The organism is Streptomyces sp. NPDC091280, assembly GCF_044768565.1.
GTDB lineage: Bacteria > Actinomycetota > Actinomycetes > Streptomycetales > Streptomycetaceae > Streptomyces.
In genome coordinates this window covers 89,268-113,920 of sequence record NZ_JBIVUZ010000012.1, presented here as the reverse complement: position 1 = coordinate 113,920, position 24,653 = coordinate 89,268, and the positions used below count along the sequence as shown (strand labels likewise).

The 24,653-nt window shown below is 70.7% G+C and carries 21 protein-coding genes; 10 read left to right on the top strand and 11 right to left on the bottom strand.

Going from position 1 to position 24,653, the window contains the following annotated elements; genetic code table 11:
* Positions 1 to 109 precede the first annotated feature (109 nt).
* From ACIQPR_RS33275 to ACIQPR_RS33250, 6 genes are all read right to left on the bottom strand, one after another.
* Positions 110 to 961: a LuxR C-terminal-related transcriptional regulator gene (locus ACIQPR_RS33275; RefSeq protein ID WP_403655818.1), complete on the bottom strand. Its 852-nt coding sequence runs from the start codon at positions 959 to 961 to the stop codon at positions 110 to 112.
* Between the two features lie 308 nt (positions 962 to 1,269).
* Positions 1,270 to 1,986 carry a zf-HC2 domain-containing protein gene (locus ACIQPR_RS33270; protein WP_403655816.1) on the bottom strand — a complete coding sequence of 239 codons (717 nt, stop codon included), beginning with the start codon at positions 1,984 to 1,986 and terminating at the stop codon, positions 1,270 to 1,272.
* The gene (locus ACIQPR_RS33265) at positions 1,983 to 2,555 is read right to left on the bottom strand and encodes a sigma-70 family RNA polymerase sigma factor (RefSeq protein ID WP_403655814.1); all 573 of its coding nucleotides are present in this window, start codon (positions 2,553 to 2,555) and stop codon (positions 1,983 to 1,985) included. The genes ACIQPR_RS33270 and ACIQPR_RS33265 overlap by 4 nt, the downstream gene beginning before the upstream one ends.
* A 106-nt stretch (positions 2,556 to 2,661) precedes the next feature.
* Positions 2,662 to 3,645: a DUF1996 domain-containing protein gene (locus ACIQPR_RS33260; protein ID WP_403655812.1), complete on the bottom strand. Its 984-nt coding sequence runs from the start codon at positions 3,643 to 3,645 to the stop codon at positions 2,662 to 2,664.
* Positions 3,646 to 3,802: 157 nt separating this feature from the next.
* Positions 3,803 to 6,106, bottom strand: coding sequence for an NEW3 domain-containing protein (locus tag ACIQPR_RS33255; RefSeq protein ID WP_403655810.1), 2,304 nt, complete (start codon positions 6,104 to 6,106; stop codon positions 3,803 to 3,805).
* Positions 6,107 to 6,251: 145 nt separating this feature from the next.
* Positions 6,252 to 7,250, bottom strand: coding sequence for a LacI family DNA-binding transcriptional regulator (locus ACIQPR_RS33250; RefSeq protein WP_403655808.1), 999 nt, complete (start codon positions 7,248 to 7,250; stop codon positions 6,252 to 6,254).
* 226 nt (positions 7,251 to 7,476) lie between these two features.
* On the opposite strand from ACIQPR_RS33250, the gene ACIQPR_RS33245 reads away from it, so the two are divergent.
* Genes ACIQPR_RS33245 through ACIQPR_RS33225 form a run of 5 tightly spaced genes read left to right on the top strand, consistent with a single transcriptional unit; the run spans position 7,477 to position 15,029 of the window.
* Positions 7,477 to 8,784, top strand: coding sequence for an ABC transporter substrate-binding protein (locus tag ACIQPR_RS33245; protein ID WP_403655806.1), 1,308 nt, complete (start codon positions 7,477 to 7,479; stop codon positions 8,782 to 8,784).
* Positions 8,781 to 9,719 carry a carbohydrate ABC transporter permease gene (locus ACIQPR_RS33240; RefSeq protein WP_403655804.1) on the top strand — a complete coding sequence of 313 codons (939 nt, stop codon included), beginning with the start codon at positions 8,781 to 8,783 and terminating at the stop codon, positions 9,717 to 9,719. Before ACIQPR_RS33245 ends, ACIQPR_RS33240 begins: the two co-directional genes overlap by 4 nt.
* A gap of 8 nt (positions 9,720 to 9,727) precedes the next feature.
* Complete coding sequence (locus ACIQPR_RS33235; RefSeq protein ID WP_403655802.1) at positions 9,728 to 10,594, top strand: carbohydrate ABC transporter permease; 867 nt, start codon at positions 9,728 to 9,730, stop codon at positions 10,592 to 10,594.
* Positions 10,594 to 12,372 carry a DUF2264 domain-containing protein gene (locus ACIQPR_RS33230; protein ID WP_403655800.1) on the top strand — a complete coding sequence of 593 codons (1,779 nt, stop codon included), beginning with the start codon at positions 10,594 to 10,596 and terminating at the stop codon, positions 12,370 to 12,372. The genes ACIQPR_RS33235 and ACIQPR_RS33230 overlap by 1 nt, the downstream gene beginning before the upstream one ends.
* Positions 12,369 to 15,029: a discoidin domain-containing protein gene (locus ACIQPR_RS33225; protein WP_403655798.1), complete on the top strand. Its 2,661-nt coding sequence runs from the start codon at positions 12,369 to 12,371 to the stop codon at positions 15,027 to 15,029. The genes ACIQPR_RS33230 and ACIQPR_RS33225 overlap by 4 nt, the downstream gene beginning before the upstream one ends.
* A gap of 67 nt (positions 15,030 to 15,096) precedes the next feature.
* On the opposite strand, the gene ACIQPR_RS33220 is transcribed toward ACIQPR_RS33225, so the two are convergent.
* Positions 15,097 to 17,436, bottom strand: a complete 2,340-nt coding sequence (locus ACIQPR_RS33220) for a glycosyl hydrolase family 95 catalytic domain-containing protein (RefSeq protein WP_403655796.1) — start codon at positions 17,434 to 17,436, stop codon at positions 15,097 to 15,099.
* Between the two features lie 250 nt (positions 17,437 to 17,686).
* Between ACIQPR_RS33220 and ACIQPR_RS33215 the strand changes: the two genes are divergently transcribed.
* Together ACIQPR_RS33215 and ACIQPR_RS33210 are read left to right on the top strand one after the other, a co-directional pair.
* A complete protein-coding gene (locus ACIQPR_RS33215; protein WP_403655794.1) occupies positions 17,687 to 18,373 on the top strand; it encodes a polysaccharide lyase family 7 protein in 687 nt (228 codons plus the stop codon).
* Positions 18,374 to 18,591: 218 nt separating this feature from the next.
* Entirely contained in the window at positions 18,592 to 18,909 is a 318-nt protein-coding gene (locus tag ACIQPR_RS33210) for a DUF3040 domain-containing protein (RefSeq protein ID WP_403655792.1), read from the top strand.
* 66 nt (positions 18,910 to 18,975) lie between these two features.
* Here the strand turns inward: ACIQPR_RS33210 and ACIQPR_RS33205 are convergent, their stop codons facing one another.
* Together ACIQPR_RS33205 and ACIQPR_RS33200 are read right to left on the bottom strand one after the other, a co-directional pair.
* Positions 18,976 to 19,986 (bottom strand): zinc-binding dehydrogenase, encoded by a 1,011-nt coding sequence (locus tag ACIQPR_RS33205; protein WP_403655790.1) that lies wholly within the window; start codon positions 19,984 to 19,986, stop codon positions 18,976 to 18,978.
* Positions 19,979 to 20,410, bottom strand: coding sequence for a 4-oxalocrotonate tautomerase family protein (locus ACIQPR_RS33200; RefSeq protein ID WP_403656467.1), 432 nt, complete (start codon positions 20,408 to 20,410; stop codon positions 19,979 to 19,981). Before ACIQPR_RS33200 ends, ACIQPR_RS33205 begins: the two co-directional genes overlap by 8 nt.
* A 113-nt stretch (positions 20,411 to 20,523) precedes the next feature.
* On the opposite strand from ACIQPR_RS33200, the gene ACIQPR_RS33195 reads away from it, so the two are divergent.
* Positions 20,524 to 21,114, top strand: coding sequence for a TetR/AcrR family transcriptional regulator (locus tag ACIQPR_RS33195; protein ID WP_403655788.1), 591 nt, complete (start codon positions 20,524 to 20,526; stop codon positions 21,112 to 21,114).
* An 11-nt stretch (positions 21,115 to 21,125) separates the two neighbouring features.
* Here ACIQPR_RS33195 and ACIQPR_RS33190 read toward each other — a convergent pair whose 3' ends face one another.
* Positions 21,126 to 21,488 (bottom strand): hypothetical protein, encoded by a 363-nt coding sequence (locus tag ACIQPR_RS33190; RefSeq protein WP_403655786.1) that lies wholly within the window; start codon positions 21,486 to 21,488, stop codon positions 21,126 to 21,128.
* Between the two features lie 307 nt (positions 21,489 to 21,795).
* On the opposite strand from ACIQPR_RS33190, the gene ACIQPR_RS33185 reads away from it, so the two are divergent.
* Positions 21,796 to 22,713: an NADP-dependent oxidoreductase gene (locus ACIQPR_RS33185; protein WP_403655784.1), complete on the top strand. Its 918-nt coding sequence runs from the start codon at positions 21,796 to 21,798 to the stop codon at positions 22,711 to 22,713.
* A gap of 318 nt (positions 22,714 to 23,031) precedes the next feature.
* Here the strand turns inward: ACIQPR_RS33185 and ACIQPR_RS33180 are convergent, their stop codons facing one another.
* Positions 23,032 to 23,586, bottom strand: coding sequence for a GNAT family N-acetyltransferase (locus ACIQPR_RS33180; protein ID WP_403655782.1), 555 nt, complete (start codon positions 23,584 to 23,586; stop codon positions 23,032 to 23,034).
* A 96-nt stretch (positions 23,587 to 23,682) separates the two neighbouring features.
* Here ACIQPR_RS33180 and ACIQPR_RS33175 point away from each other — a divergent pair, with 96 nt between their 5' ends.
* A complete protein-coding gene (locus ACIQPR_RS33175) occupies positions 23,683 to 24,588 on the top strand; it encodes an NAD-dependent protein deacetylase (RefSeq protein WP_403655780.1) in 906 nt (301 codons plus the stop codon).
* The last annotated feature ends 65 nt before the right edge of the window (positions 24,589 to 24,653 follow it).

Sequence of the window (24,653 nt, the reverse complement as noted above, 5' to 3'; positions counted from 1 at the left end):
CTGACGGTCCGGCGCCTGAGGGTCCGACACCTGGCGGTCCGGCGTCTGACGGTCCGGCGTCTGACTGTCCGACGCCGGATGTTCTCTCCCGCCCGGCCCGTGCGAAAGCTCAGGCCGGGCGTGGGAAGCCGGCTTCGGTCGTGCGGCCCTCGGTGAGCCCGGCGTCCCGGGCTATCAGGGCGGCACGCACGCGGTTCCCGCAGTCCAGCTTGGTCAGCAGCCGGCTGATGTGCGCCTTCACGCCTCCCTCGCTCAGATGCAGGGCGCGTCCGATCTCGCTGTTCGCCATGCCCTGGGCGACGAGCGCCAGGACCTCGCGCTCCCGCAGGGTGAGGCAGCCGATGAGTTCACGCGCCCGCTCGAAGCGCTCGGTGTCGATGCGGGCGACACGGTCCAGAACGTGCTTGGCGATCTCCGGGTAGAGGACCGCTCCGCCTCCGGCCACCACCCGTACGGCCGCGACCAGGTCCTGCGGGTTGCCGCTCTTGAGCAGACAACCGGCGACCCCGGCCCGCAGGATGCGGTCGATGTGGCCGCCACCCGGCGAGGACGCGAGCACCAGCACGGCCGTCGAGGGCGACAGCCGTCGTACGGTGTGGGTCACCCAGGCCCCGTGCGTGCCCGCCATACCGCTGTCGATCAGCAGCACGCGGAGCCGGTGGCGCAGTGTCATCTCGATGACGGAGCCCGCGTCACCGGTGTCGGCGACGACATCGATGCCGTGGGCCTGTTCGAGCGCGGCCCGGATTCCGCCGCGCACCAGCACCTCGTGGTCGGCGATGCCCACGACGACGGTGGCCTCGCCGGACCGCGCGACACCCTCGGGCGGTGTCACCTGAGGCGGTGTCACCTGAGGCGACGCCGTTCTCCGCACGGCAGTCCGGACGTCGTGTACGGCGGCGGGCCGTGCGGCCTTGACCGGGCCGAACGGCCACTCGGTCCGGAGCGGGGGTTGTGCCATGTCGTCTCCTCACAAACGCGTGGTGCGACGGGCAGCGCCCCCGGCGCCGCTGCCGGTCTCTGCCCGCTGGGACGGGACGTACTTCGACGGGTGGTCCATGAACATCGTCTGCACCGCGGGGACCGCACCGATGCGGGCCCTGCTGTCGACACGTCTGGGAGGCGGAATCGGTTCGGTCGGATGTGCGAGGTATTCGCCCCGATCTCCGGAGCCGTTCACCGAGGACGGCCCGGATCCGGCCACTGCCCACGTTCACGCGTCCCGCCCGGGTCCTTCCGGCCACGCGCTCCAGGGTGAGTGACGCGGGGTCAGACCTTGACGGACACGTAGAGCTTGCCCTCGCTGTTCTCCACCAGAACCTTGAACACGTCGGCGATGGGGACGTCCGCCGAGCCGTCGAGGTTGGCGCCCTTGGTCCGGTCCGCGACGACCCAGCTCCCCGCGATCTCGCGGCGGCCGTCCTTGGACTCCACGATCAGGCGGCAGTGCTCGCCCACCGGGATGCCGGCGACGGAGGCGTTCACCCGGACCCAGGAGGCGGCCGGGGTCACCTGAACCGTCATCCGGCTGCCGGTCGCGGTGCCGGTGCCGGTGGCCGTCCTGGTGCCGGCGGGGGGCAGGGTGGCGGGTGCCGAGACCGGGGAGCGCGGGGGTTCGGCCACCTCGCCCGTGGTGCCGCCCATGCTCTTCCCGAGGAGTACTCCGCCGCCGAGGAGGGCCGCCGCCGCGACCGCGGCCACGGCGGCCAGCAGGGCGCCGCGCCGACGGGTCTGGCCGTCGTGTTCGGCGCGCACCTGCCGCAGCGTGCGCCGGAGCAGCAGATCAGCGCCCTCCGGCGGGCCGTCGAGGAAGATCTCCGGGGGCACTTCGCCGAGCGCCCGCTCCATCTCCCGCAATCCGTCCAGTTCCCTACGACATCGGTCGCACGAGGCGATGTGCGCGTCGACCGCTCGTCTCTCCCGGTCGTCGAGGGTGCCGAGGACATAGGCGCCGAGCAGCGCGCTGTCGTGTTCCTGGATGCTCATGCCACCACCTCCTTCAGCGCGACGAACTCCGTTGCCGTGGGACTGTCCTTGTACATGTCCCGCAATTGTTTCAGGGCGTAGTGCGACCGGGACTTGACGGTACCGGGTGGTATCCCGAGGGACTCGGCCGCCTCGGCGACGCTGCGGCCGTGGAAGTAGATCTCGTTGAGCACGTCCCGGTGGTCCGGGGAGAGCCGGTCGAGGGCCTCCATCACGAGCATCGAGTCCACCACTCCGTCCGCGTGGTCCTTCTCCACCGGGGTGACACTCACCGACTCGGCGACCTCGATCGGCCGCGCGGCCTTGGCGCGGTGGCGGTCGGTGACGATGTTCCGGGCCACGGTCAGCAGCCAACCCCGCACCGAGCCCTTGCCGTTGAGCAGCGCCTCCTGGTTCTTCCAGGCGCGGATCAGGGTCTCCTGTACGACGTCCTCGGCGGCGGCGTGGTCGTTGGTGAGCCGTCGGGCGTAGGCCAGCAGCGCTCCGCCGTGCTCCTCGAACAAGGAGCGGATGAGCACTTCGTCAGTCGTCCTCTGCTTGTCCCGCCTGCGGGACCACAGCGCGGCCATGCACGTTCTCCCGTCCGCTCCTGGGCTGACGCGTGGTACACGCATGACAGCCGGAGCCGGTTCGATCCGGTGGGGACTTTCCTCAATGCTTCGATCGACGCGGCCCTCAGGCCGCCAGGCAGTGCCTGCCGCTGTTCAAGCAGTCGACCAGTACGGACATCTGACGGTCCGTCATGACGTCGATGAACATGCCGTGGTCGGTCCTCGGGTCGCGTTTCTCCTCCGGGAAGGAGTCCACCGCGTAAGGGACGCCGGACGGCAGGGAGTAGGTGATGGTGACGCGCAACTGCGGGATGGCGAAGGTCGCGTGCGGGCACAGTCCGTCGTCCGCCGGGAACACGACATGGGTACGGTGGTCGGGGCTGTCGGTGGACAGACCGTCCCAGCAGCTGGGGAAGTCCAGGGTGCGGGTCGGTCCACTGCCTCCGGGGCACAGGGTGTACCTGGTGGTGAAGCGGTCCGGGTAGCCCGAACACCCCCACTGGGCACGGATGTCGGAGCCGTCCGAGTACAGCGCGACGGCGTCGCCGGTGGCCAGCCGCAGGAAGCGGGGCATGGCGACGACCTTGCTGACCGGGTTGCCCCGGTACTCGATCACGACCTTGGACGGCGTCAGGATCCGGCCCATGTTGCCGTCCACACCGCCGCCGACCGCGTGGGCGTCGCTGCCCATCCGGTCCAGTCGGCGCAGCACGGGCCAGTAGTACGTGGACCGGTCGCCGCCGGCGCAGGTGGTTCCGGCCGCGGCGAGATCGGCGTTGCTGGACAGGGCGTTGGTCGACACGTTGCCGACGTAGTCGTGGACGTGATGGGCGGAGCCCGTGACACCCGGCGACACCAGCAGGTTGTCGGCGTTGCGGTGGGCGTCGAGGTTGCGGCCGCAGTCCTCCCGGTAGGTGCCGGTGGCGGCGTCCGGGCCGAGGGCGGGCAGCGGGGCCCGCGGGACCGAGTCGATGCCGACGTAGCGGTCGGAGGCCGGCCCGGCCATGGCCACGGCGGGCCGACCGGAGACGAGGACGAGCCCGGCCCCGAGGACGGCCGAGACGCCGACCGCCGCGGGGACGAGGATACGGAGCAGACGGGCTCTCAAACGGAAGAGTCGGATCCACACGCATGCAGAGTGACAGGGTTGTCCAGACCAATTCAAGTTGGCGGTTCAACCATGACGGAATCTGTACCTTGCGTGGCCCGAGTACCTCCCACTGTTGAACGGCGAGTCAGTAAACAGTCAGGTTTCTCCCGGACAGTCAAGAGGTGGCGGTGGTCGTGAAGTCGGCGAAATCGTCCTCACTCGGGTAGCCCGGGTTGGCGGCGGTGCCGAAGACGCCGACGTCCTGGGCGGTCGCGGCGGAGGGGACGTCCGCGGTGCTCAGCCGGGTCCAACTGACGTTGTCGGTCGAGTAGTAGCCGGTGTAGGTGGTGCCGGAGCGGACCAGCCGGATCCAGCTGGGCAGCACGGGCTTGCCGACGCCGGAGCCGTTGGCGGCCGTGCCGGAGTCGAGACGCCCGTCGCCGTTGGCGTCCCACTGCATGAAGTAGCCCTTCTTCGCGCTCACTCCCACGGTCACGAAGCCCGGTGAGCCGTCGGCGCCGGTGATGTCGTTGCGCACCATGATCCCGGTCTTGGCGCCGGAGCTCTGGTACCGCTGCCAGGTGACGCGGACGGTGGTGGTGGAGCCGTCGTGTTCCGCGCCGGGGAGGTAGAGCGCGCCGTACTGGTTCTTCGATCCGTAGACGTCCGAACCGGCCGCGCGGATGCCGAGGGCCGGGCCGACCTGGGAGAAGTCCGCGGGTTCGGGCGTGGAGGCGAAGGTGCGGAACGGAGCCTGGACGGGCGCGTGGAGCAGGACGGACGTGTGCCCGGTGGTGGAACCGGCGCCCTGCGCACCGGGCTTGGTGTACCAGCGGAAGCGGGCGGTGGCTTCGAGGCGTGCGGTCGGGAAGAGCTGGGTGCCGGACGCCGGTGCCGTGACGCGGAACGTCACGCGGACGGTCGCTCCGGGCGGGACGGAGGCGAAGGAGGCGGGCGACGCGGCGGCGGCCTTCCAGCCCTTCGGCACCGGCAGGCTGACCCGGACTCCGGTGGCGGCGGTGGTGCCCCAGTTGGTGAAGTCCGCGGTGACGGTGGCCTGTTGGCCGGTCTCCACGGTGGCGGGGGCGGTCACGGTGAGGCCGGTCTGTGGACGCCCGGCGGCCGGGCCCGTGCCCCACGGGCGCACCCGGAGCAGGGCGACACCGTGCGACGGGACCGAGGCCGCGACGGTGGCGCCGGAGGAACGCGTCACCTCGTGCGTCCACAGGTTGTCGAGGCGGTACGAGGAGGACGCGGGCAGACCCGCCGCGTCCGCGCCGACGGACACGGTCTGCGCGGTGGACCCGGTGTTGAACAGCCCCAGGACCACCTCGCCGTCCGGCTCCGTCTTCGCGAAGACCTGGGCGGTCGCGCTCCTGCTCACCCGGGAGGCGTCGACGGCGTCCTGGTCCACGGCGATCACGGCACGGTTCGTCAGCAGCTTGAGGTCGGCCGCGTCGAGCCTGGTGAGATCGGTGCCGAGGAGCAGCGGGGAGGCGGCGAGCGACCACAGGCTCAGCTGCGTCTGCCGCTCGTCGGGGGTCAGCCCGCCGTCGCTTCCGTTGCCGACCTCGATCGAGTCGTAGTCGTTGAACGCGCCGGGGCCGCCGTACGGTTGCCAGGCCGCGACCTGGTCGAAGCGGGCCGACATGCGCTGCCAGCTGGTCAGCGGGGTGCTGGATCCGTTGACGCCGCAGTAGCACTCGATGTCGCCGCCGGTGCGCCAGCCGTTGCTGGTCGCCTGCCAGGTCGCGACGTCGGCGATGCTGAGCGAGTTGGACAGCTCCAGGTGCATCGGACGGCCGGTGGTGGCGATGGCCCGGTGCCACGCGGTCATCTCGGGGCGGTTGTCGGCGGGGACGAGGCCGCCGCCGGGACCGACGAAGTCCATCTTGATGTAGTCGACGCCCCAGGAGGCGAACAGGTCGGCGTAGCCCTGGATGTACTCCTGGGCACCCGGCTTGTCGAAGTCGATGCGGTAGGAGTCGTTGTGGGTGTTGCCGGGCTGCGTCGGGTCCGCGATGTCCTGCATGTGGTACGGGGTGCCGTAGACCGGCAGGTTCTTCTGGTACGCCTCGATCGGGACGCCCGGTGTGAGGTAGATGCCGAACTTGAGCCCCATGCGGTGCAGATACGCGGCGAGGGCGGGGATGCCGTCGGGGAAGCGGGTGGTGTTCCACGCGGCGCGTCCGTAGGCGTCCAGATGGTCGGACCAGCCGGCGTCGATGTTGATGTACCGGTAGCCGTACCGCCGCAGTTCGTCGTGCATGACCCGCGCCTGGGCCTTGATCCCGTCCTGCGTCAGGTCGCCGCCTTCACGCAGCGCGCTCCAGCTGCTCCAACCCATCGGCGGCGTGGCCGAGTTGGAGGCGGAGGGGTCCGTCGAAGCCCCGGGCGCGGGCACGGCCGTCGCGGGCGACGTTCCCGACGCCAGCCCGAGAAGGAGGAGTAACGGCAGCAGACATCTGAGCAATCTCACACGCATCGAACGGCTCCTCAGGGTGGCCAACAGCAATGTGCCTTGTCCTTACCGGTCGAACCGCACATGTTCTATGCGCGATCCGCCGCCACGTCAACACATTCATCCGATGAATCACCGAGGACATTGCGGGCTCGAAGATCCCTCACTCCGGCCGGCGCCCGCTGCTCTCCCTCACCACCAGCTCCGTCGCCACTTCCACCCGGGTCGTCTCCGGCCGTTCCCCGGACAGCAGTCGCAGCACCATCCGGGCCGCGAGCGCGGTCATGTCGGCGAGGGGCGTGCGGATCGTCGTCAGGCGCGGGGTGACCCAGTCGGCGAAGGGCAGGTCGTCGAAGCCGACGACACTGACGTCGGCCGGGATGCCCAGGCCCAGTTCGGCGGCGGCCCGGTAGGTGCCCAGCGCCTGGTGGTCGCTGCCGGCGAAGATCGCGGTCGGGCGGTCGGGCAACGCCAGGAGTTCCAGGGCGTGTTGGTGGGCGAGGCCGTGGGCGAAGTCGCCGTAGCGCACGAGTTGGGGGTCGAAGGGGAGTCCCGCCTCCGTGAGGGCCGAGCGGTAGCCGTCGACCCGCGCCCGGGAGGTGAGCCTGCGCTCCGGGCCGCTGATGATGGCGATGCGCCGGTGGCCCAGTTCGATGAGGTGCCGGGTCGCGGCCAATCCGCCGGGCCAGTTGGTCGCGCCCACCCAGGGTGTGCCCGGCGCGGGTTCGTCGATCGGCATCACGAGGGCGTAGGGGATGCCGAGCCGGTTCAGTTCCTCGTGCTGCTCGGGTGTCAGTTCCGGTACGACGAGGATCGCGCCGCGCGTGGAGCGGGTGGCCAGCGAGTCCAGCCACTGCCGGGCGCGCCTGGTCCGGCCGTGGGTGGAGGAGACGACGAGTCCCATGCCCGCGTCGTGCAGCACGTCCTCCGCGCCCCGGATCAGCTCGACCGCCCAGGGGCTGTCGAGTTCGTTGATGACGAAGTCGATCAGGCCGCCGGGCGGGGCCGTGGTGGCCGCCGGGTGATGTCTGGCCAGGTAGCCGTGCTGTTCCAGCAGCCGCTGCACCCTCGCGCGCGTCTCCGCCGACACATCGGATCTCTTGTGGAGCACCTTGGAGACCGTGGACACCGACACGCCTGCCTGCTCGGCAATTTCGGCCAAGGTACGCCGTCTTCCGTCGCTGGATCCTGTCCGAACCGTTGACGTCATCGGATGAATCTCCTACGTTGCCGGTCGTTCTGATGTTGCGAAAACTATCGCAATCACCGTTCCGGGAGTAAGGCGCATCGGCCGCGGCGCATCGGCCGACCGGACGGTCCCGCGCGGGAAGGCCCCCACGCGGGACGGTTCCCGTGCAGGACAGCCCCCCCTTGAAAGGTGGTCCCCCATGAAGAGTTGGCGTATGACGTCCCTGGCCGCGACCGCGGCCGTGGCTCTGCTGCTCTCGGGCTGCGGCGGCACCGGTGGCGGTGACGGCGGCGGATCGGGCGGCGGCAAGGGCGAGTTACTGGTCTGGGTGGACAACACCCGGATGCCCGCGGCCCGGCAGTACGAGAAGGCCCACCCCGACGTGCGGATGCGCCTCGTCACCATCCCGCCGGACGCGGGCTACGTACCGACCAAGATCTCCCTCGCCAACCGCACCAGGAGCGGCTGGCCCGATGTCGTCTTCCTCGCCAACCCGGCCGAGGCCGCGACCCTCGCGAGCGCGAGATTCGGCTACGCGGCGCCGCTCGACGGCCTGGTCCCGAAGTCCGTCCGCGACGGCTTCACCCCCGGCTCCCTCGACACCTGCACCTTCGGCGGGAAGACCTACTGCCTGCGCAACGACATCGCCCCCACCGTCCTGTGGTACGACGCGAAGCTGATGCGGCGATACGGCTACCCGGTGCCCAAGACCTGGGCCGAGTACCGGAGGACCGGGCTGAAGGCGGCCTCCGAGCATCCCGGGACCATCGTCGGGGCCATCAACGGCAAGTACGGCGCCGGCGTCTACTTCGGCGGCAGCGGCTGCCCCACCCGCGACACCCTCAGCCTCACCGAGGTCCACATCGACCTCGGCCGGCCGGACTGCACGCGGGTCGCCGACCTGCTCCAGCCGCTCGTGCGCGCGAAGGCCGTCACCACCGTCGCGCCCATCGACCCGGGCTTCGCGAAGTTCGGCAAGGACGGCAGGATCCTGATGCTGCCGGCCCCGGCCTGGTTCGGCGACTTCATGTTCGCGCCCGCGTTCAAGGTGCCCAAGGGGCGGATCGCCGCCGCGCCCATGCCCACGTGGCCAGGTGAGCGCAGGTCGTACGCCGGGCAGGTCGGCGGCGGCGCCTTCCTCGTCTCCTCGCACGCGGGCGGACGCACAAACCAGGCGGCGGCCCTGGTGCAATGGATGACCACCGACGTCAACCTCCAGGCCCAGCAGCCCACTTACCCCGCGTTCGCGGCGGCGGCGAAGAAGTGGGGCGAGGCCAAGTCGAAGGACCCGTACTACGCCTCCGATCCGATGCCCGCCCTCAGCGCGGCGGCGAACTCGCTGCGTCCCGGTTTCGGCGCGGTCCGCTTCGAGGCCGACTGGCAGAGCAGCTTCAACGACACGTTCGTCAAGGCGGCCGACTCCGGCGGCAACCTCCTTGATTCCCTGCGGAGTTGGCAGAGCAAGCTGAAGGCGGCGGCCGAGACCGCCGGGTACACGGTCGGATGAGGACCCTCACACCCGCCCGTCCGCCCGCGGTCGCCGTCGCGCACCCCGTGACGCCCCGCCGCCGACGCACCCCCAGCGCGGCCGTCTGGATCCTCGTCGGCCCCTACGCCCTGTTCCTCACGGTCTTCGGGCTCGCGCCCGCCGGATACGCCCTGTGGACCTCCTTCGTCGTCAACGGCGCGTTCTCCGGCGGCCATTGGGCGGCCGTCCTCCACGACTACCGGCTGCGCGACGCGGTCACCCACGTCACCACCTACCTGCTGCTGTGGCTGCCGATCCTGCTGCTGACCGTCCTGTCCCTCGCGTTCACCCTGCACGCCCGCCCGGGCCGCACGTCGAGCGCGCTCCAGCTCGTCTACTACCTGCCCGGCGCCGTGACCGGCTCGGCCGCCGCCCTGCTGTGGCTGTTCATGGTCAGCCCCGACAGCAGCCCGTTCTCCCCCCTCCTCAAGCTGCTGGACATCCACAGCGCCACGGACGCGCTGTCCGGCGGCAGCCTCGTCGCCGTCCTGACCGTGATGGGCGTCGCGGTGCACGCGGGCGGCTGGATCGTGGTCCTGTACGGGGCGCTCAACGCCCTCCCGAAGGACGTCCTGGAGGCCGCGCAGGTCGACGGCGCCTCCGCCTGGCGGACCATGTGGCACGTCAAGCTGCCCATGGTCCGTACGTACGTCGCCTTCGTGCTGATCTCCAGTTTCGCGTCCGGCAGCCAGGTGTTCGTCGAGCCCACCGTGCTGTCCACCGGCGCCCCGGGCCAGATCAGCCCGACCTGGTCCGTCAACCAGCTCGCCTACGTCTACGCCACCCAGGACGGCGACTTCGGCAAGGCCGCCGCGCTGTCGCTGGCCATGCTCGGCGTCGGCGTACTGGCCGCGTGGATCGTGATCACCCGTACGCGCATGTACGCCACCCCCCACTCCCCCGACTCCCGGTGAACGAGGCGATGACCGCTCTCTCGCGTGGCGCCCGTGCCCTGTTCCTGCTCGGCGCGGCCGTCTTCTTCGGACTCCCTCTGCTGTGGCTGCTGTTGGCCCCCACCCGCACGGCCGACGACCTGACCACCGGCTCCCCGCTCGGCTTCGGCTCCCTGGGCAACGTAGGTGACGCGTGGTCACATCTGATGTCGTACGACGACGGTGAGATCACCCTGTGGATCGGCAACTCGGTCATCTACGCGGCGGCGAGCGTGGCCCTCGCCCTGCTGCTGTGCGTGCCCGCGGGCTACGCGCTGGCCAAGCACGACTTCGCGGGCCGCCGGATCCTGCTCACCCTGTCGATCGTGACGATGATCCTGCCTCCGGCCGCGCTGGTGCTGCCCCTGTACCTGGAGATGTCGGCGGTCGACCTCACCGGCACGGTCTGGTCGGTGATCCTCCCGCTGTCCTTCTATCCCTTCGGCGTCTATCTGGCCTTCCTGCACTTCCAGGCCCATGTGCCCGACAGCCTGCTGGACGCCGGACGCATCGACGGGGCGGGTGAACTGCGGCTGTTCTGGTCGGTGGCGATGCCACTGGGCCGACCCGCCGTCGCGCTGATCGCGTTCTTCGGCTTCGTGCGGTGCTGGACCGACTTCTTCCTGCCCTTCGTCATGCTCTCGGACGACCGCACCTTCACCCTCCAACTCGGGCTGATGTCCCTGCTCCAGTCGACCGGCGCCGTCAACAACTCCAGCGGCTTCGCGGACCTCGACATCCACCAGCCCGAGGCGGCCCTCGCCGGACTCGTCGCGTGCGCGCCGCTGTTGATCGGATTCGTCCTCGCCCAGCGTTTCCTGCGCACCGGGTTGCCGGCCGGAGCGGAGAAGGGCTGATGGACGACGCACGTACCGAACTCACCCGCTCGGTGCGGGACTTGACCGCGCCCCCGACATCGCGCTTCAGCGCGGGCCGGGCCCGCGTACGGCTCGGCGTGAACACCGCGATCCACGACGACACGGCCGCCGAACTGGAGGCGTTCGCCCGCCCCCTGTGGGGGCTCGCACCTCTCGTGGCGGGCGAACAGGCCGTGCCGCACGCCGAGTTGTGGGTCGAGGGGCTGGCTCACGGCAGCGATCCCGCGCACCCCGAGTACTGGGGTGAGCCGGTCGACCGCGACCAGCGCATCGTCGAGATGGCCGCCATCGGCTTCGCACTCGCGCTCACCCCCGAGCAGTGGTGGGACCCGCTCAGCGGCCCCCAACGCGACCGCCTGGCAAGGTGGTTGCTCAGTGCCCTGCCCCGGGACACTCCCGACAACAACTGGCTCTTCTTCCCGGTACTGGTCGCCCTCGGCCTCGACCGGGTGGAAGTCGCCTACGACCGCTCACTGATCACCGCGCGCCTGGACCGCCTGGAGACCTTCTGGCTCGGCGACGGCTGGTACGCGGACGGACCCACCGAACGGCGGGACTACTACGTCCCGTGGGCCATGCACTTCTACGGCCTGCTCCACGACACCCTCACGGGCAGCGACCGCTTCAAGAACCGTGCGGCCCGGTTCGCCGACGACTTCCGGCACTGGTTCGCCGACGACGGCGCCGCCGTCCCGTACGGCCGCAGCCTCACCTACCGCTGGGCACAGGCCGCCTTCTGGGGCGCGCTGCCCTTCGCCAACGTCGACGTCCTGCCGTGGGGCCAGGTGAAGGGCTTTCTGCTGAGGCATCTGCGCTGGTGGGACGGGCGACCGGTGACCGGACCCGACGGACTGCTCTCCGTCGGGTACGGCTACCCGCAGCCGGCGCTGGCCGAGCAGTACAACGCGTTCGGCTCCCCCTACTGGTCCCTCAAGGCGTATCTGCCGCTGGCGCTGCCCGCCGGGCATGCCTTCTGGGCGGCGCCGGAGGAGCCGCCGCCCGCACTGCCCGCCGTCAGCGCCCAGCCGCACGCCGGGGCGGTCCTGATGCGCACGTCCGGGGACGTGACCCTGCTCGCCGGACGTCAGCATCACCCGTGGGTACGCCACGGTGCCGAGAAGTACGCCAAGTTCGCGTACTCGACCCGCTTCGGCTTCAGCCTGCCGAACGGCACCCTCGGCCTCGAACAGGGCGCCCACGACTCGATGTTGGCGCTGAGCGACGACGGCGGAGCCCACTACCGGGTGCGCGAGGAACCGACCGGTCCCGAGGTCACGGCGGACACCGTCCGCAGTAGCTGGCGACCGTGGCCGGACGTGGAGATCACCACCTGGCTGACGGCCGCCGCGCCCTGGCATGTGCGCATCCACCGCATCCGCACCGGGCGCGCCCTGCACACGGCCGAGGGCGGCTTCGCCGTCGACCGCGACGCGGGAACGGACCGTGACACCGGTCCGGCGTACGCGAGGGTGTCGGCTCCCGCCGGGCTCACCGGACTGCGCGATCTCGACGGCCGGCGCGAGGGCGGGGTCATCGACTGCCTGCCCGGCACGAACGTCCTCGCCCGGCGCACCGCGCTGCCCGTACTGACCGGTCAACTCCCGCCCGGCGAGCACTGGTTGCGGTGCGCCGTACTCGGCCTCCCGGCGGGGCCCGCAGCCGGGACGGCCTGGCTCGAACCCCCGGCCGCGCCGCCTCTCCCCGACCCGCCCCAAGCCCCGACCACCGCACATCCGACGATCGGAGACGGAACGTGAGGCTCAGACACCTGTCCGTACTGGCCGCCGTGACCGCGCTGTTGGCCTTCCCGGTCCAGGCGCACGCGGCACCGCCCGCTCCTTCCGGCCGCGTCTACTACGTGACTCCCCAGGGCAGCGATCACGCGTCCGGCACGCAGAAGAACCCCCTGCGCACGATCGGCGCGTGTCTGCGTCACGTCCGCCCCGGCGACACCTGCCTGATCCACCACGGCACCTATCGCGAGCAACTCACCCCGCCCTCCGGCACGAAGAGCGCGCCGATCACGATCGCCGCCTACGGCGACGGTCCGGTGACCGTCGACGGGACCGAGCGGGTGACGGGCTGGAAGGACGCGGGCGGCGGACTGGTCGCCGCCGACACCGACCTGCCGCCCGACCCCGCCTTCAACGCGGTGTTCCTGGACAACAACCGTGCGGCGGAAGGCCGTTGGCCCAACTCCGGTGCCGATCCGCTGAACACCACCTGGGCCGAGGCCGACAGGACCTCCACCGACCAGCGCATCGACGACACCGACCTGCCGGACGCCGACTGGGCCGGGGCCACCGTGCATCTGTGGGCGGGCTCCAACCCCTGGGCGCAGCAGACCGGCACGGTCACCGAGAGCGCCCCCGGCACGCTGGACTTCAAGGGCGGCAACTACCGCTGCCCGCCGCTGTGCATGGGCGACCAGACCTACCGCAACTACTACCTCGTCGGCTCGAAGGCCGCCCTCGACCGGCCCGGGGAGTGGTACTACGACAAGGCCGCGCACCGGCTGTACATGGTCCCGCCCAAGGGTGGCATCGCCGGGCACACCGTGACCGCCAAGCACCGGCTGTGGGGCGTCGACCTCGGTGGCAGCTCGTACGTCACCGTGCGCGGCCTCAGCCTGTGGGGCACCTCCCTGCGAACAGGCCCGTCGAGTACGGGAGTTGTGGTCGACGGGCTGCACGCCACGTACATCTCCGAGTTCTCGACGCTGCCCATGCCACCGGACGGCGACCTGGCGATCCCGCCGTTCGAGGGGCACATCGTCGCCTCCCGCATCCTCGACTCCGGGGTGCAGATCCTCGGGACCGGCAACACCCTTGAGCACAGCGAGATCTCGCGGTCGGCCGGTGACGGCGTCCTGGTCCGCGGCACCGGCAACACCGTCACCGACAACTACATCCACGACGTCGGGTGGATGGGCAGCTACACACCCGGCATCGAGATCAACGGCAACGGCCACACGGTCACCCACAACACGATCCGCCGCACCGGCCGGGCCGCCATCGACACCGCCTGGCAGCTCAACGGCACCGAGTTCCACGACAACCGCATCGCCTACAACGACCTCTCCGAGGCCATGCGCACCTCCCGCGACGGCTCGCCCTTCTACGTCTGTTGCAGCCTCGACGGCTCGGGCACCTCCATCGACCACAACACCGCGCACGACGCCGACGGACAGAACGGCTACTACGTCGACAACTACTCCGGTCACTTCCGGCTGCACCACAACGTCGCCTGGAACACGGGCAGTCGGGGTGCCTTCTTCAACGGCCACACCGGACCCAGCATCGCCAACGAGGACCACAACTCCAGTTACGGGGTGGGCATCGACGTCGCCTCGGTCGCGCTCAGCGGCGCGACGGACGCGTCCGGCTCGTACTTCAGCAACATCGTCGGACCGAAGCCGGTCACCGCGACCCGGGCAGGGGACCCGCTCCCGGTCGTCCGCTCCAACCTGATCAGCGACCGGCCCGGCTACACGGACGCCGTCAACGGCGAACTGTGGCTGACACCGGGCTCACCCGCCATCGACGCGGGCGAAACAGTGGACGGCATCACCACCGACGTCCTGGGCTCGGCTCCCGACCAGGGCGCCTACGAGTTCGGCGCTCCCGTCTGGTCGACCGGCTGCGATCTCCCCGGCTGCCAGGAGCGGGTGCGGCACGGCGACTGGACCGCCACGGCGAGCGACTCCACGGATGCCTCCGCCACCGTCGACGGCGACATCAACACCCGTTGGACCAGCGCCCTTCCGCAGACCGCCGGCCAGTCCCTGACCGTGGACCTGGGCGAGGACAAGACCTTCGACCGGCTCTCCCTCGACGCCGGCCGCGACACCGACGGACAGCCGTACGGCTTCACCGTCTCCGTCAGCCGCGACGGCAGGCACTGGGGTGAACCGCTCGCCCGGGTCTCCGGCCGCTCCTTCACCCAGGACGCGGTACTCCCCCACCAGACCACCGCCCGCCACCTCCGCATCACCCTCACCGCGAGCGGCCCCACCCCGTGGGTCGTCAACGACATCCGGCTGTACGGCGACGGTCCCGACGCCTCCTCGACGCTCCAGGCGGAGCAGGCCACGGAGGTCCGGGGCGCGGAGCGAGGCAGCGCGTCGGTCGCCCTCCGCGGTGGCGACCGGGTGGGCTTCCATCGGGCGAACATCAGCGGCGGACACCTCACCGTGCGCCTCGCCCCGGCGTGCGCGCACGACTGCTCGCTCCAACTGCGCCTGGACGGACCGGACGGTCGCGTGGTGGCCGAGGTGCCGGTGTCCGGCACCGGGGACTGGCAGGAGCGGTCCGTGCCCCTCACCCGCACGGTCACCGGATCGCACGACCTGTACGTGGTGGCGAAGGGTACCGGCGAGGTGGCCGGGCTGGACTGGTTGACCATCAGACCTTGACCGGCGCAGCCGGGGGGGGGGCGGCACGCTCGCCCCCCGGCTGCGCTACGGCTGCGCTACGGCTGCGCTACGGCAGACCCCAGGCCGGGCCGGGTTCGGTGACGGTGACAGGCGCGATGACGAGGTCGGGACGGGAGCCGGAGTGGACGAGCACCTCACGGCCCCGGGGCAGGTCGATGGCGAGGGTGCCGTCGCCCAGGTCGCGGGTGCGGGCCGGAGTGCCGTCGTCCAGCAGCACGGTGAGGGTGCCGGTGAGGCCGTGCCGGAGCTTGAGCGGTTCGCCAGCCAGGCTCCTGATCCGGATGAACCTGGTCGTCCCCGCCTGCCGGACGGCGCTGACGAGGAACGCTCCCTGCGTGCGGAAGTCGTGCAGAGTGACGTCCGCCCAGGCGGACGGGACGGCCGGGAAGACACGGATCACTCCGCCCCAGCTCTGGCAGAACATGTCGTGCAGGGACTGCGAGGCGGACAGCGGTGTCTCGATGACCGGACCGGCCTCGGTGTAGTGGGTGTTGGCTCGGCAGGGGTAGCGGGTGGTGGGGTCGAAGAACTTCCGCAGATAGGTGATCGCGGTGTCGCCGTCGCCGGTCATCGCGTACATGGAGGCGGCCCCGGTGTAGCTGTAGCCGCGATGGGCGCCGGTCAGCGCATGCCAGTGGGCGACCGACTTCGCGATCAGGTCCCGGCTGCCGGGCTGGTCCCAGTTGACGAGGTACAGCGGGTACACCATCAGCAGGTGCGAGTAGTGCCGGTGCGACTGCGCGTAGGGGGTGTCGGCACCGATCATGAAGCCGTTGGCGTCGACCGGGTAGGGCGTGAGCCGAGCCAGCACCTCCTGCCAGCGCGGGGTCAACTCGTCCTCGATGCCGAGCAGTTCGGCCGATTCGATGAGGGTCTGGCAGCCCCAGCGGATCAGCGCCAGGTCGTAGTTGGTGTCCTGCGGCGGCACGACGGGGTACTCGGGCGAGAGCGTGCTCGGCAGGTGCAGCTTGCCGTCGCTGCCCGGGGTGAGGAAGTGCAGGTAGTAGTTGATCGCCCGGCGCAGCACGGGGAAGACCGTGTCGCGCAGCAGTGCCTTGTCCATGCTGTGGCGGTAGGACAGCCACACGTTGTGCAGGGCCCAGGTGAGGTCGCCGGTCTCGGCGCCGGTGCCCGGTTCGCCCACCTCGCGGTCGGCGAACATGTCGGAGCTGCGGCCGATTCCGGAACTGTCGGTGCGGTAGGCGGCGGGCACGTTGGCGGTGAGCTGTTCCTGGTTCTGCCGCAGGGTGGTGGCCAGCGAGTCCAGTTCCGGGTGGTTGAAGCCGTGGATGAGCCAGTACTCCAGCTGGACGTTGAGGTTCCACCAGACCGCGGGCCAGGGCGTGGGCTCCAGCCAGGGCCCGGAGGTGGCCATCACGGGGCCGCCCGCACGGCTGGCGGAGGCGACCTTGTAGAGCTGGATCCAGTGGAAGCTCTGAAGGCGCTGGTCGGGGAACGAGACGAAGCTCTTGCGGTAGAAGGCGTGCCACCACTGGGTGTGCCGTCGCCTGAGGGCGCTGTACGAGGCGACGCGTCGCAGGTTGCGCAGCGAGGCGGCTTCGGCGGCGGTGTCGGAGGGCGAGCTGTGTCCGACGCTGAGCAGCAGGTCACGGCCGGTGCGACGGTAGGCGGTGGCGGTCTGGCCGCCTCCGGTGAGCGGCTGGAGCACCTGCTCGGTGCCGTCCGCGGCGGTGCGGCTGGTCCAGGGCGGGTTGGTGGTGTAGCCGGCGGGCGGGGCCTCGCTGATGCGCCGGGGGCTGAGGGCGTCCTCGGGGTGGAACGTCCAGGTGACCCGTTCCGCGCCGCCGGCCGTCACCCGGGCGGCGAGGACCTCGTCGTGGATGAGGGCGGAGAGCGTGAGCGTGCCCGCGGTGGTGGTGATGGTGCCGGTGAGTTCGGCGTTCCACAGGCTCAGCCGCCAGTCGACGGACGTGATGGTGCCGACCGGTTCGAGCGTGAGGTGGCCGACCGGCAGACGGCACGTGCCCCAGCCGCTGCCGAACTCGGGCCGGTGGTCCTGGACTCGGCCGTGCTGGACGGTGAAGCGGACCTGGTTGGTGCCCGGCTCCTGGTACACCATGCTGCCGAGCAGCCCGTCACCGAGGAAGGGACCCTCGTACCAGAGGGCGGGCAGTCTGCTCCACAGCAGATCCTGGCCGCGCAGGAATCCTTCCCAGGCGCCGTCGCCGCTCATGGTGTCGCGAAGTTTCCAGGGTTTGTGGCGGACCCGGTCCACCGCGGCGCCGCCGCCGGACCGCACGGCCCGTCCGGTCTCTTCGGCATGGGCCGTCCCTCCGGGCAGGGCGGCCACGGCGGCTCCCCCGAGCGCGGTGCCGAGTACGACTCTGCGGGGCACCGGCGCGCGCTCTCCCGGCTGCGAGGTCATCATCGTCCTCCAGAACTGACGGTCGTCGATACATCGGGTGTATCGAGGAACGTAGGCATGCCTCGCGCGGCTGTCAACGCCCCTGACGCCAGCGAGAATTACGACGTAGAGCGCATCGGAGCCATCCCCCGAGGCAACATGCGCGCACCAACAATCATGGTCGAAGTCCTTGACTCATCCGATGTATTGCGGTTGCCTGCGGCCGTCCCCAATGGCCCAACGGCCTAACGGCCCAATGGAAGGACAGGCCATGAACAGGAGATCCCTCTTACGGGCCGGTACCGGTCTGCTGACCGGCGGTGCCGCGCTCGCCCTTCCGCAGGCCCCGCCGGCGGCAGCGGCCACGGACCCCACCGACGGCTGGACGCAGACCTCGTTCACCTACAGCTGGCAGAAGCCCTGGAACCTCGATCTCAGCGACCGGCACAGCAGCAGCGGTGGTGTCGACCGCATGTGGGTGTACGCCACTGACGAACCCTTCGAGGAAGGCAGTTCCACCGACCCGCGCACCGAGATGCGCTGGAAGGTCGACTACACCACGGGCAGCCACATGTGGGACGCCGACGTCTACCTGCCCTCCGGCACCGACGGCGCCTCCTTCGTCCAGATCCTGCGCAGCGTCCACCCTGCGGGGACCCCTGCGACCGACATCATGCTCAACGTCTACGACACCGGCGGCGGGACCGTGCGGCGCTACGACGGCACGGTGCTCAGGACCGGCGCGTACGACAGCTGGTTCAACGTGAAGATCGCTCACCGGGCGAGCAGCGGGACCGGAACCATCAGGGTCTACTTCGACGACTCCCTGGTCCTGACCGCCGACGACCGCGGGCCCGCCACCCGTTACTTCAAGAACGGCGTCTACAACCACGGTTCGGGCCGCGCCGAGGCCCGTTTCCGGTCCATCCGCTACTGGACGGGCGGATCACTCGCCTGACGGCTCGTATTCCGGAAAGGGGCCCGGTCTCGAAGACCGGGCCTCATGGAGTGCCCTTGCTCGGGGATCTCACACACGTCACGCGGTCGTCCTCGTGTCCGTGGGAAGCGTCGATCGGTTTTCAGGGGGAACTCGTTACGTCATCAGCACCCGGGGTTCCGCGCCGACCAGGGCGGAGCCGTCCGGTGCCAGCGCACGGGACGAACGAGGTACTCACCGTGGAAAGCCGCAACGAACCCGACGGCGTGACGCTGTCGTCGTACGAACTCCTCGCCCTGGCACGGATCGAGGCCGGGCTCCGCGAGGACCGGGACCTGGTCCGACTGATGCGTCACCCCGCTCCCCGGCCGTGGCTGCCCCTGTCAGTGGCCGCCCTGACCTGCGCCTCCCTGCTCCTTCTCGTCGTCGGAATCCTCTCCCCCTACGCGGCCGTGCTGTGGTGCCTGCTCGTGCTGTGGCCGTTCGCCGTCATGCTGGCGTTCCGGATGCTGCGCCGTCCGGTCGACGGCACGGGCCGTACCAGGTCCTGGCCGTGAACCACCCTTCACCGCACGGCAGTTCACAGCGGCACGGCCGCTCACCCGTCCCCCGGTCGGGACGCGTCAGGCGTCGGCGCGGACGAACACGGGCTTGAGGTGCTTCTCGGGCAGTGCGTCCGGGAGTTGCTCCCAGTCCAGGACGTGGGACACGACCCGGGCCGGGTCGACCGCTCCGGAGCGGGCCAGGTCGAGGGCGTCGGGGATGTGGACGCGGACGTTGTCGCGGGCGACGCGCAGCGTGACACCGGTGAGGTACATGTCGAGCAGCGGCAGTTCGCCGGGACGGAAGTGGTTGCCCGCGGACTCGCAGATCCCTTCCGGGGCGAGGGACTTGACGGTCAGGGCGAGTTGGTCGACGCGTCCGGTGGCCTCGACGGCGATGTCGAAGCCGTGCCGGACCGGTTCGAGCGTCTCCGCGGTACGGGCGCCGAAGCTCTCGGCGAGCTTGCGGTGTTCGGCGTCCGGGTCGACGTAGAGGACGTCGGAGGCGCCGAGCGCGCGGGCGATGTCGCAGACGTACAGGCCAATGCTGCCGCGCGCGACGACCAGCAGACGCGCGCCGGGCCTGTTCTTCAGGTGGGGCGCGACCAGCCGCCAGGACAGTGACCAGTTGTCGCTGGCGGACGCCATGGCGACCGGGTCGAGGCCGTCCGGCAGCGGTACGAGCATGGCGTCCGCGTAGGGCACGCGGACCAGGTCGGAGAAGAGGCCGCCCCAACTGCCGCCGATCGGGGCCCCGTACATGGCCATGTGCGGTACGGCCGTGCAGTGCGCGGTGAGCCCGGCGCGGCAGTGGTCGCAGGCACCGCAGTTGATGGACCAGGGGACCACCACGAGATCGCCCACGGCTACGGCCGTGACGTCGTCACCGGTCTCGACGACCCTGGCCACGCACTCGTGGCCGAGGGCGAACGGCGGGTCGATGAAGCCGTGTCCGGCCAGGATCGCGGTGTCGACGTCGCAGGAGGTCGCCGCCACCGGGGCGACGATCGCCTCCTGCCCGGACCTCGGCCTCGGGTCGGGTGCCTCGCGCCATTCGACGGTGTTGCGGGCGACGTAGACCAGTTCACGCATCGGTCCGCTCACCCTTCGCGAGGGCGACCAGGTCGGAGTGGCGGACGATGGAGCCGCCCGCGCCCCAGGTGCCGTCGGGCTGCTCGTGCACCAGCACCCACACCCGCAGGGCGTCGTCCTGACCGAGCCCGGCCGCCGCGAGGACGGTCCTGGTGGCGTCCTCGACCAGACCGGCCCTGCGCCGCTCGGACAACGCGCCCTGCGGCACCGTCACTTCGACGAGGTAGCGCGACGCGTCGTCCTCGGCAGTGGTCTGCGCTCCCTCGGGCAGCTCGACGAGATAGCTCCACGCCTGCGCGCGGAAGAACGCGGTGTCGGGCGCCCCCTCCCAGCGCAGCAGTACGGCGGCCAGGTCGCGTCGGACGGTCTTTCGGCCCTCCTCGGTCAGGGCGCCGGACGGGACGGTGAGCCGGATCATCGGCATGGCCATGTCTCCTCTCGTGCTCCACGCACGCTCTATGACGACTGTTATAAACGGAGGTCACGCTAGACTATGACGAGCGTTATAGCCAGTGGGGTCCAGACGGGAGCACGATCGTGGGCAAGTCCGGCGCGCCGTCGCGCGAGCGCATCCTGATGGGTGCCGCCGACCTGATCAGCAGGCGCGGCCTGAGCGCGGCGAGCATCCGGGAGCTGGCGAAACACGCCAAGGCGCCGCTCGGCTCCACCTACCACTACTTCCCCGACGGCAAGCAGCAACTGGCCACCGAGGCGGTGCGGTACGCGGGTGGCACGGTCGCCCGCGTGCTCCGCAAGGAGCTGGCGGCGGGTCCGGTCGCCGGGCTGCGGGCCTTCCTGGCGCTGTGGCGCGGCATCGTCGTCGACAGCGACTTCCGGGCCGGTTGTCCCGTACTGGCCGTCTCGGTCGAGGAGCCACCGGCCGACGAGAACCCGCCGGCACTGCTCGCCGCCGCCGAGATGTTCGAGGACTGGGAACGGCTGCTCGCCGACGCGCTACGAGAACACGGTGTCGCGCCCGAGCAGGCCCGGGGCATGGCGGTCCTCGTCGTCGCCGCCGTCGAGGGCGCCACCGCCATGTGCCGCGCCAAGCGCAGCGCGCAACCCCTGGACCAGGTCGCCCAGCAGCTCGAAGCACTGATCACCGGGGCGCTCGGCCCGTCGAACTGACTGTCCGGCCCCTACGGCGTCCCGCCTCGCCCTTCCTTCGTCCCGAGCCGCAGGTCGACCTCCTTCTCCTGGTCGCCCGACGCGGCGCCCCAGTGCTCTATGGCGAACGTGGTGCTCAGGGCTTCGAACAGTTGGTCCACCGCGACGTAGTCGCCTTGCAGCGTGGCGGAGACCGACCCCTTCAGAGGCATCGGATCGGTCGGGATCCACTCCTGCGTCGGCTCGAACTCCGCGCTCCACACGGCGGAGCGGTCGCCCAGCCGATCCTGCGGCACGTCGTCGAAGGCGCGGTCGGTGGGGAACGCCGTTCGCAGTACGGCGAAGACGGTGGCGGCATCTTCCTTGGACGCTCCGGTGAGGGACACGGTGGCCATCGGAGACACTCCTCGGGTACTCGGGGATTTCGCGTGCGGGTACCCAACTCATGCCATTTCAGGCGGGTGGGTGTCCCGGGTACCCACGCAACCGCCTCGTACCGGTGACCATCTCGCACCTTCGCGCGCGGCACCTCGTCGGGCTCACGTATCTCCTGGATCCCGAAGTGGCCCACAGATCTGCCATAGAAATGGACCATACCTATGGGCTACTCGGCGCCTAAGTTCGGAGGCATGGCGACGGACGGAGAGCAGTCCGGCTGCCGAAGCTCCGCCCAACAGACAAAAGACCGAGGAAGCGATTCCCATGAAAGCGATCGTGGTGACGGACCAGGCTGCGGGCACGGCCGGGATGACACTGGTCGAGCGACCCGAGCCGCAGGCGGCGATCAACGACGTCGTCGTGCGGATCCACGCGTCGGGCTTCGTCCCGACCGAGATGGAGTGGCCGTCGACCTGGACCGATCGCGCCGGCCGGGACAGGACACCGTCGATCCCCGGCCACGAGCTGGCGGGAGTGGTGACCGCCCTCGGCTACGGCACAACGGGTCTGTCGGTCGGGCAGCGGGTGTTCGGCCTGGCCGACTGGCACCGCGACGGCACCCTGGCGCAGTACGTGGCGATCGAGGCGCGCAACCTCGCACCGCTGCCCGGTGACGTCGACTTCCAGGTGGGCGCGTCCTTGCCCATCTCGGGACTGACCGCGTGGCAGGGGCTGTTCCAGCACGGCCGCCTCCAGGCCGGCCAGACCGTCCTCGCCCATGGCGCGGCCGGGGCGGTCGGGACGATGGTGACCCAGCTCGCGCGCGAGGCCGGCGCCTACGTCGTCGGCACCGGACGCGCCGCCGACCGCGAGAAGGCGCTCGACTACGGCGCTCATGAGTTCGTGGACCTTGAGAACGACTCCCTGGAAGACGTCGGTGGCGTCGATCTGGTCTTCGACGTCATCGGGGGCGACGTCCAGAAGCGGTCCGCCGCGCTCGTCAAGGCGGGAGGGACGCTGGTGTCCGTCACCGGCCCGGTCGAGGCGCGGCCCGCTGCCGGGCTGGCGGTGGACTTCGTCGTCGAGGCCGACCGTGCCGAACTGGTCGAGATCGTGCAGCGCGTGCGGGACGGACGACTGCGAACGAACATCGACGGTGTCTCGCCCCTCGACGATGCCGTCGCCGCCCTCAATCCGACCGAGCGGCGCAAGGGAAAGACGATCATCCGCGTCGGTCCGTGAGGACACGGGAACGGGCGCGGGCGCTCCCCGCCTCATGAACGGGCGGTCGGAAAACCCTCGGCCGAAGACATCGAGAATGTCCAGGGCATCCAGGACATACCGCGGCCCCGAGGCGATCGAAGCACTCGGGGCCGCTCTGCGCGTTGCGGGAATGGAGGGCGGTCGCCTACGCGGCGATGCGCTCTGCGGGGCTTCAGCCGGACGATCGTCCCCGCAGGCAATAGGTGAGGCCCGGGGACACTGTCCCCTCCACTCCCACGGTCCTTCCAACCACGCCGCCCCACCGCGCATTCCCGGGCGGCGGAGCCGCGTCCACGCTCAGGAAGCGGGCCTGTCCTTCGGGCCCGGCTTCCACTCCTCGACCAGGAGCCCGAGCAGCACCTCGTCGACGAACTCCCCCATCACCCAGGCCGCCGCCCGCAGCACTCCCTCACGGACGAAGCCGTTGCGCTCGGCGGAGCGCAGCATCGCGTCGTTGTCCGCCAGCGTCTCGATCTGCAACCGGTGCAGGCCGCGGACGACAAAGCCGTAGTGGCACAGCACCGCGACCACGTCGGTGCCATAGCCCTTGCCACGGGCGGAAGGCAGCAGCCCGAGGCCGATGTGCGCGATCCGGTTGTGCTCGTCGATGCCCCACAGCGCCGCGCTGCCGAGCAGGGTGCCGGAGTCCAGGTCCACCACGGAGAACGGCGCGTTCCCCCGCTCCTTGTCGTCCACCGCGAACGGCGAGTCCTTGGAGCCGGGTGTGATCGGCCGCCATGGCTTGCTGTTGGCCCGCGCGTGGGTGGCCACGTCGTCGTAGAGCTCCGAGTCCAGGAGGGGAATGTCGTCCTCGTGCCGGGCCCTGAGCCCGACCTTGTCGCCCTTCAGCATGTGAGATTCCTATCCGGGCGGGCCGACCGGCGGCAAACAGTTATCGGGCTTCGTCGGCGAGCGGTTCGGAGGCCGCCGGTTTCGTACCCTGGCGGCATGCGCATGCGTCCCACTCTCAGCTGGACCCCGCCCGGTGACCTCCCTCCGGGCACCACGGATCTGGGCGTGGTCACCGACCTGCTCAGCGCCGGGGGTGTGCTGGTGCTCAGCGGCGCGGGCATCTCCACGGAGTCGGGCATCCCCGACTACCGGGGCGACGGCGGAAGCCTGAGCAGGCACACGCCGATGCTCTACGAGGATTTCGTCGGCAGTGTCCAGGCGCGGCGCCGGTACTGGGCGCGCAGTCACCTCGGCTGGCGTGTCTTCGGCCGTGCCCGCCCGAACGCCGGGCACCGGGCGGTGGCCGCGTTCGAGCGGCACGGGCTGCTGACCGGAGTGATCACGCAGAACGTCGACGGCCTCCACCGGGCCGCCGGAAGCGTGGGTGTCGTGGAGCTGCATGGCGGCCTGGACCGCGTCGTCTGCCTCACGTGCGGTGCCGTCACTCCGCGCGGTGATCTCGCCCGCCGGCTGGAGGAGACCAATCCGGGCTACGGGCCCGTGGCCGCCGGTCTGAATCCGGACGGTGACGCGGACCTCACCGACGACCAGGTCGCCGGCTTCCGGCTGGTGTCGTGCGCGGACTGCGACGGCGTTCTCAAGCCGGACGTGGTGTTCTTCGGCGAGTCCGTGGCCCCGCAGCGGGTCGAGCGCTGCCGTGAGCTGGTCCGGGACGCTTCCGCCCTGCTGGTCCTGGGTTCGTCGTTGACGGTGATGTCCGGGCTGCGGTTCGTACGCCAGGCGGCCGAGGCCCACAAACCCGTACTGATCATCAACCGGGACCCGACCCGGGGCGACGCGCATGCCGTCGCCCGCGTCGAATTGCCGCTGGGGTCGGCGCTCACCACCGTGGCCGAACGACTGGGCGTCCCGCTCCACGACCAGCCGGAGAGCGACGGTTGACCGGCCCGGTCCGGCCGGAGGCGACGCGGTCGGCCGTGGACGCCCCCGCCGTGCGGACGACGGTC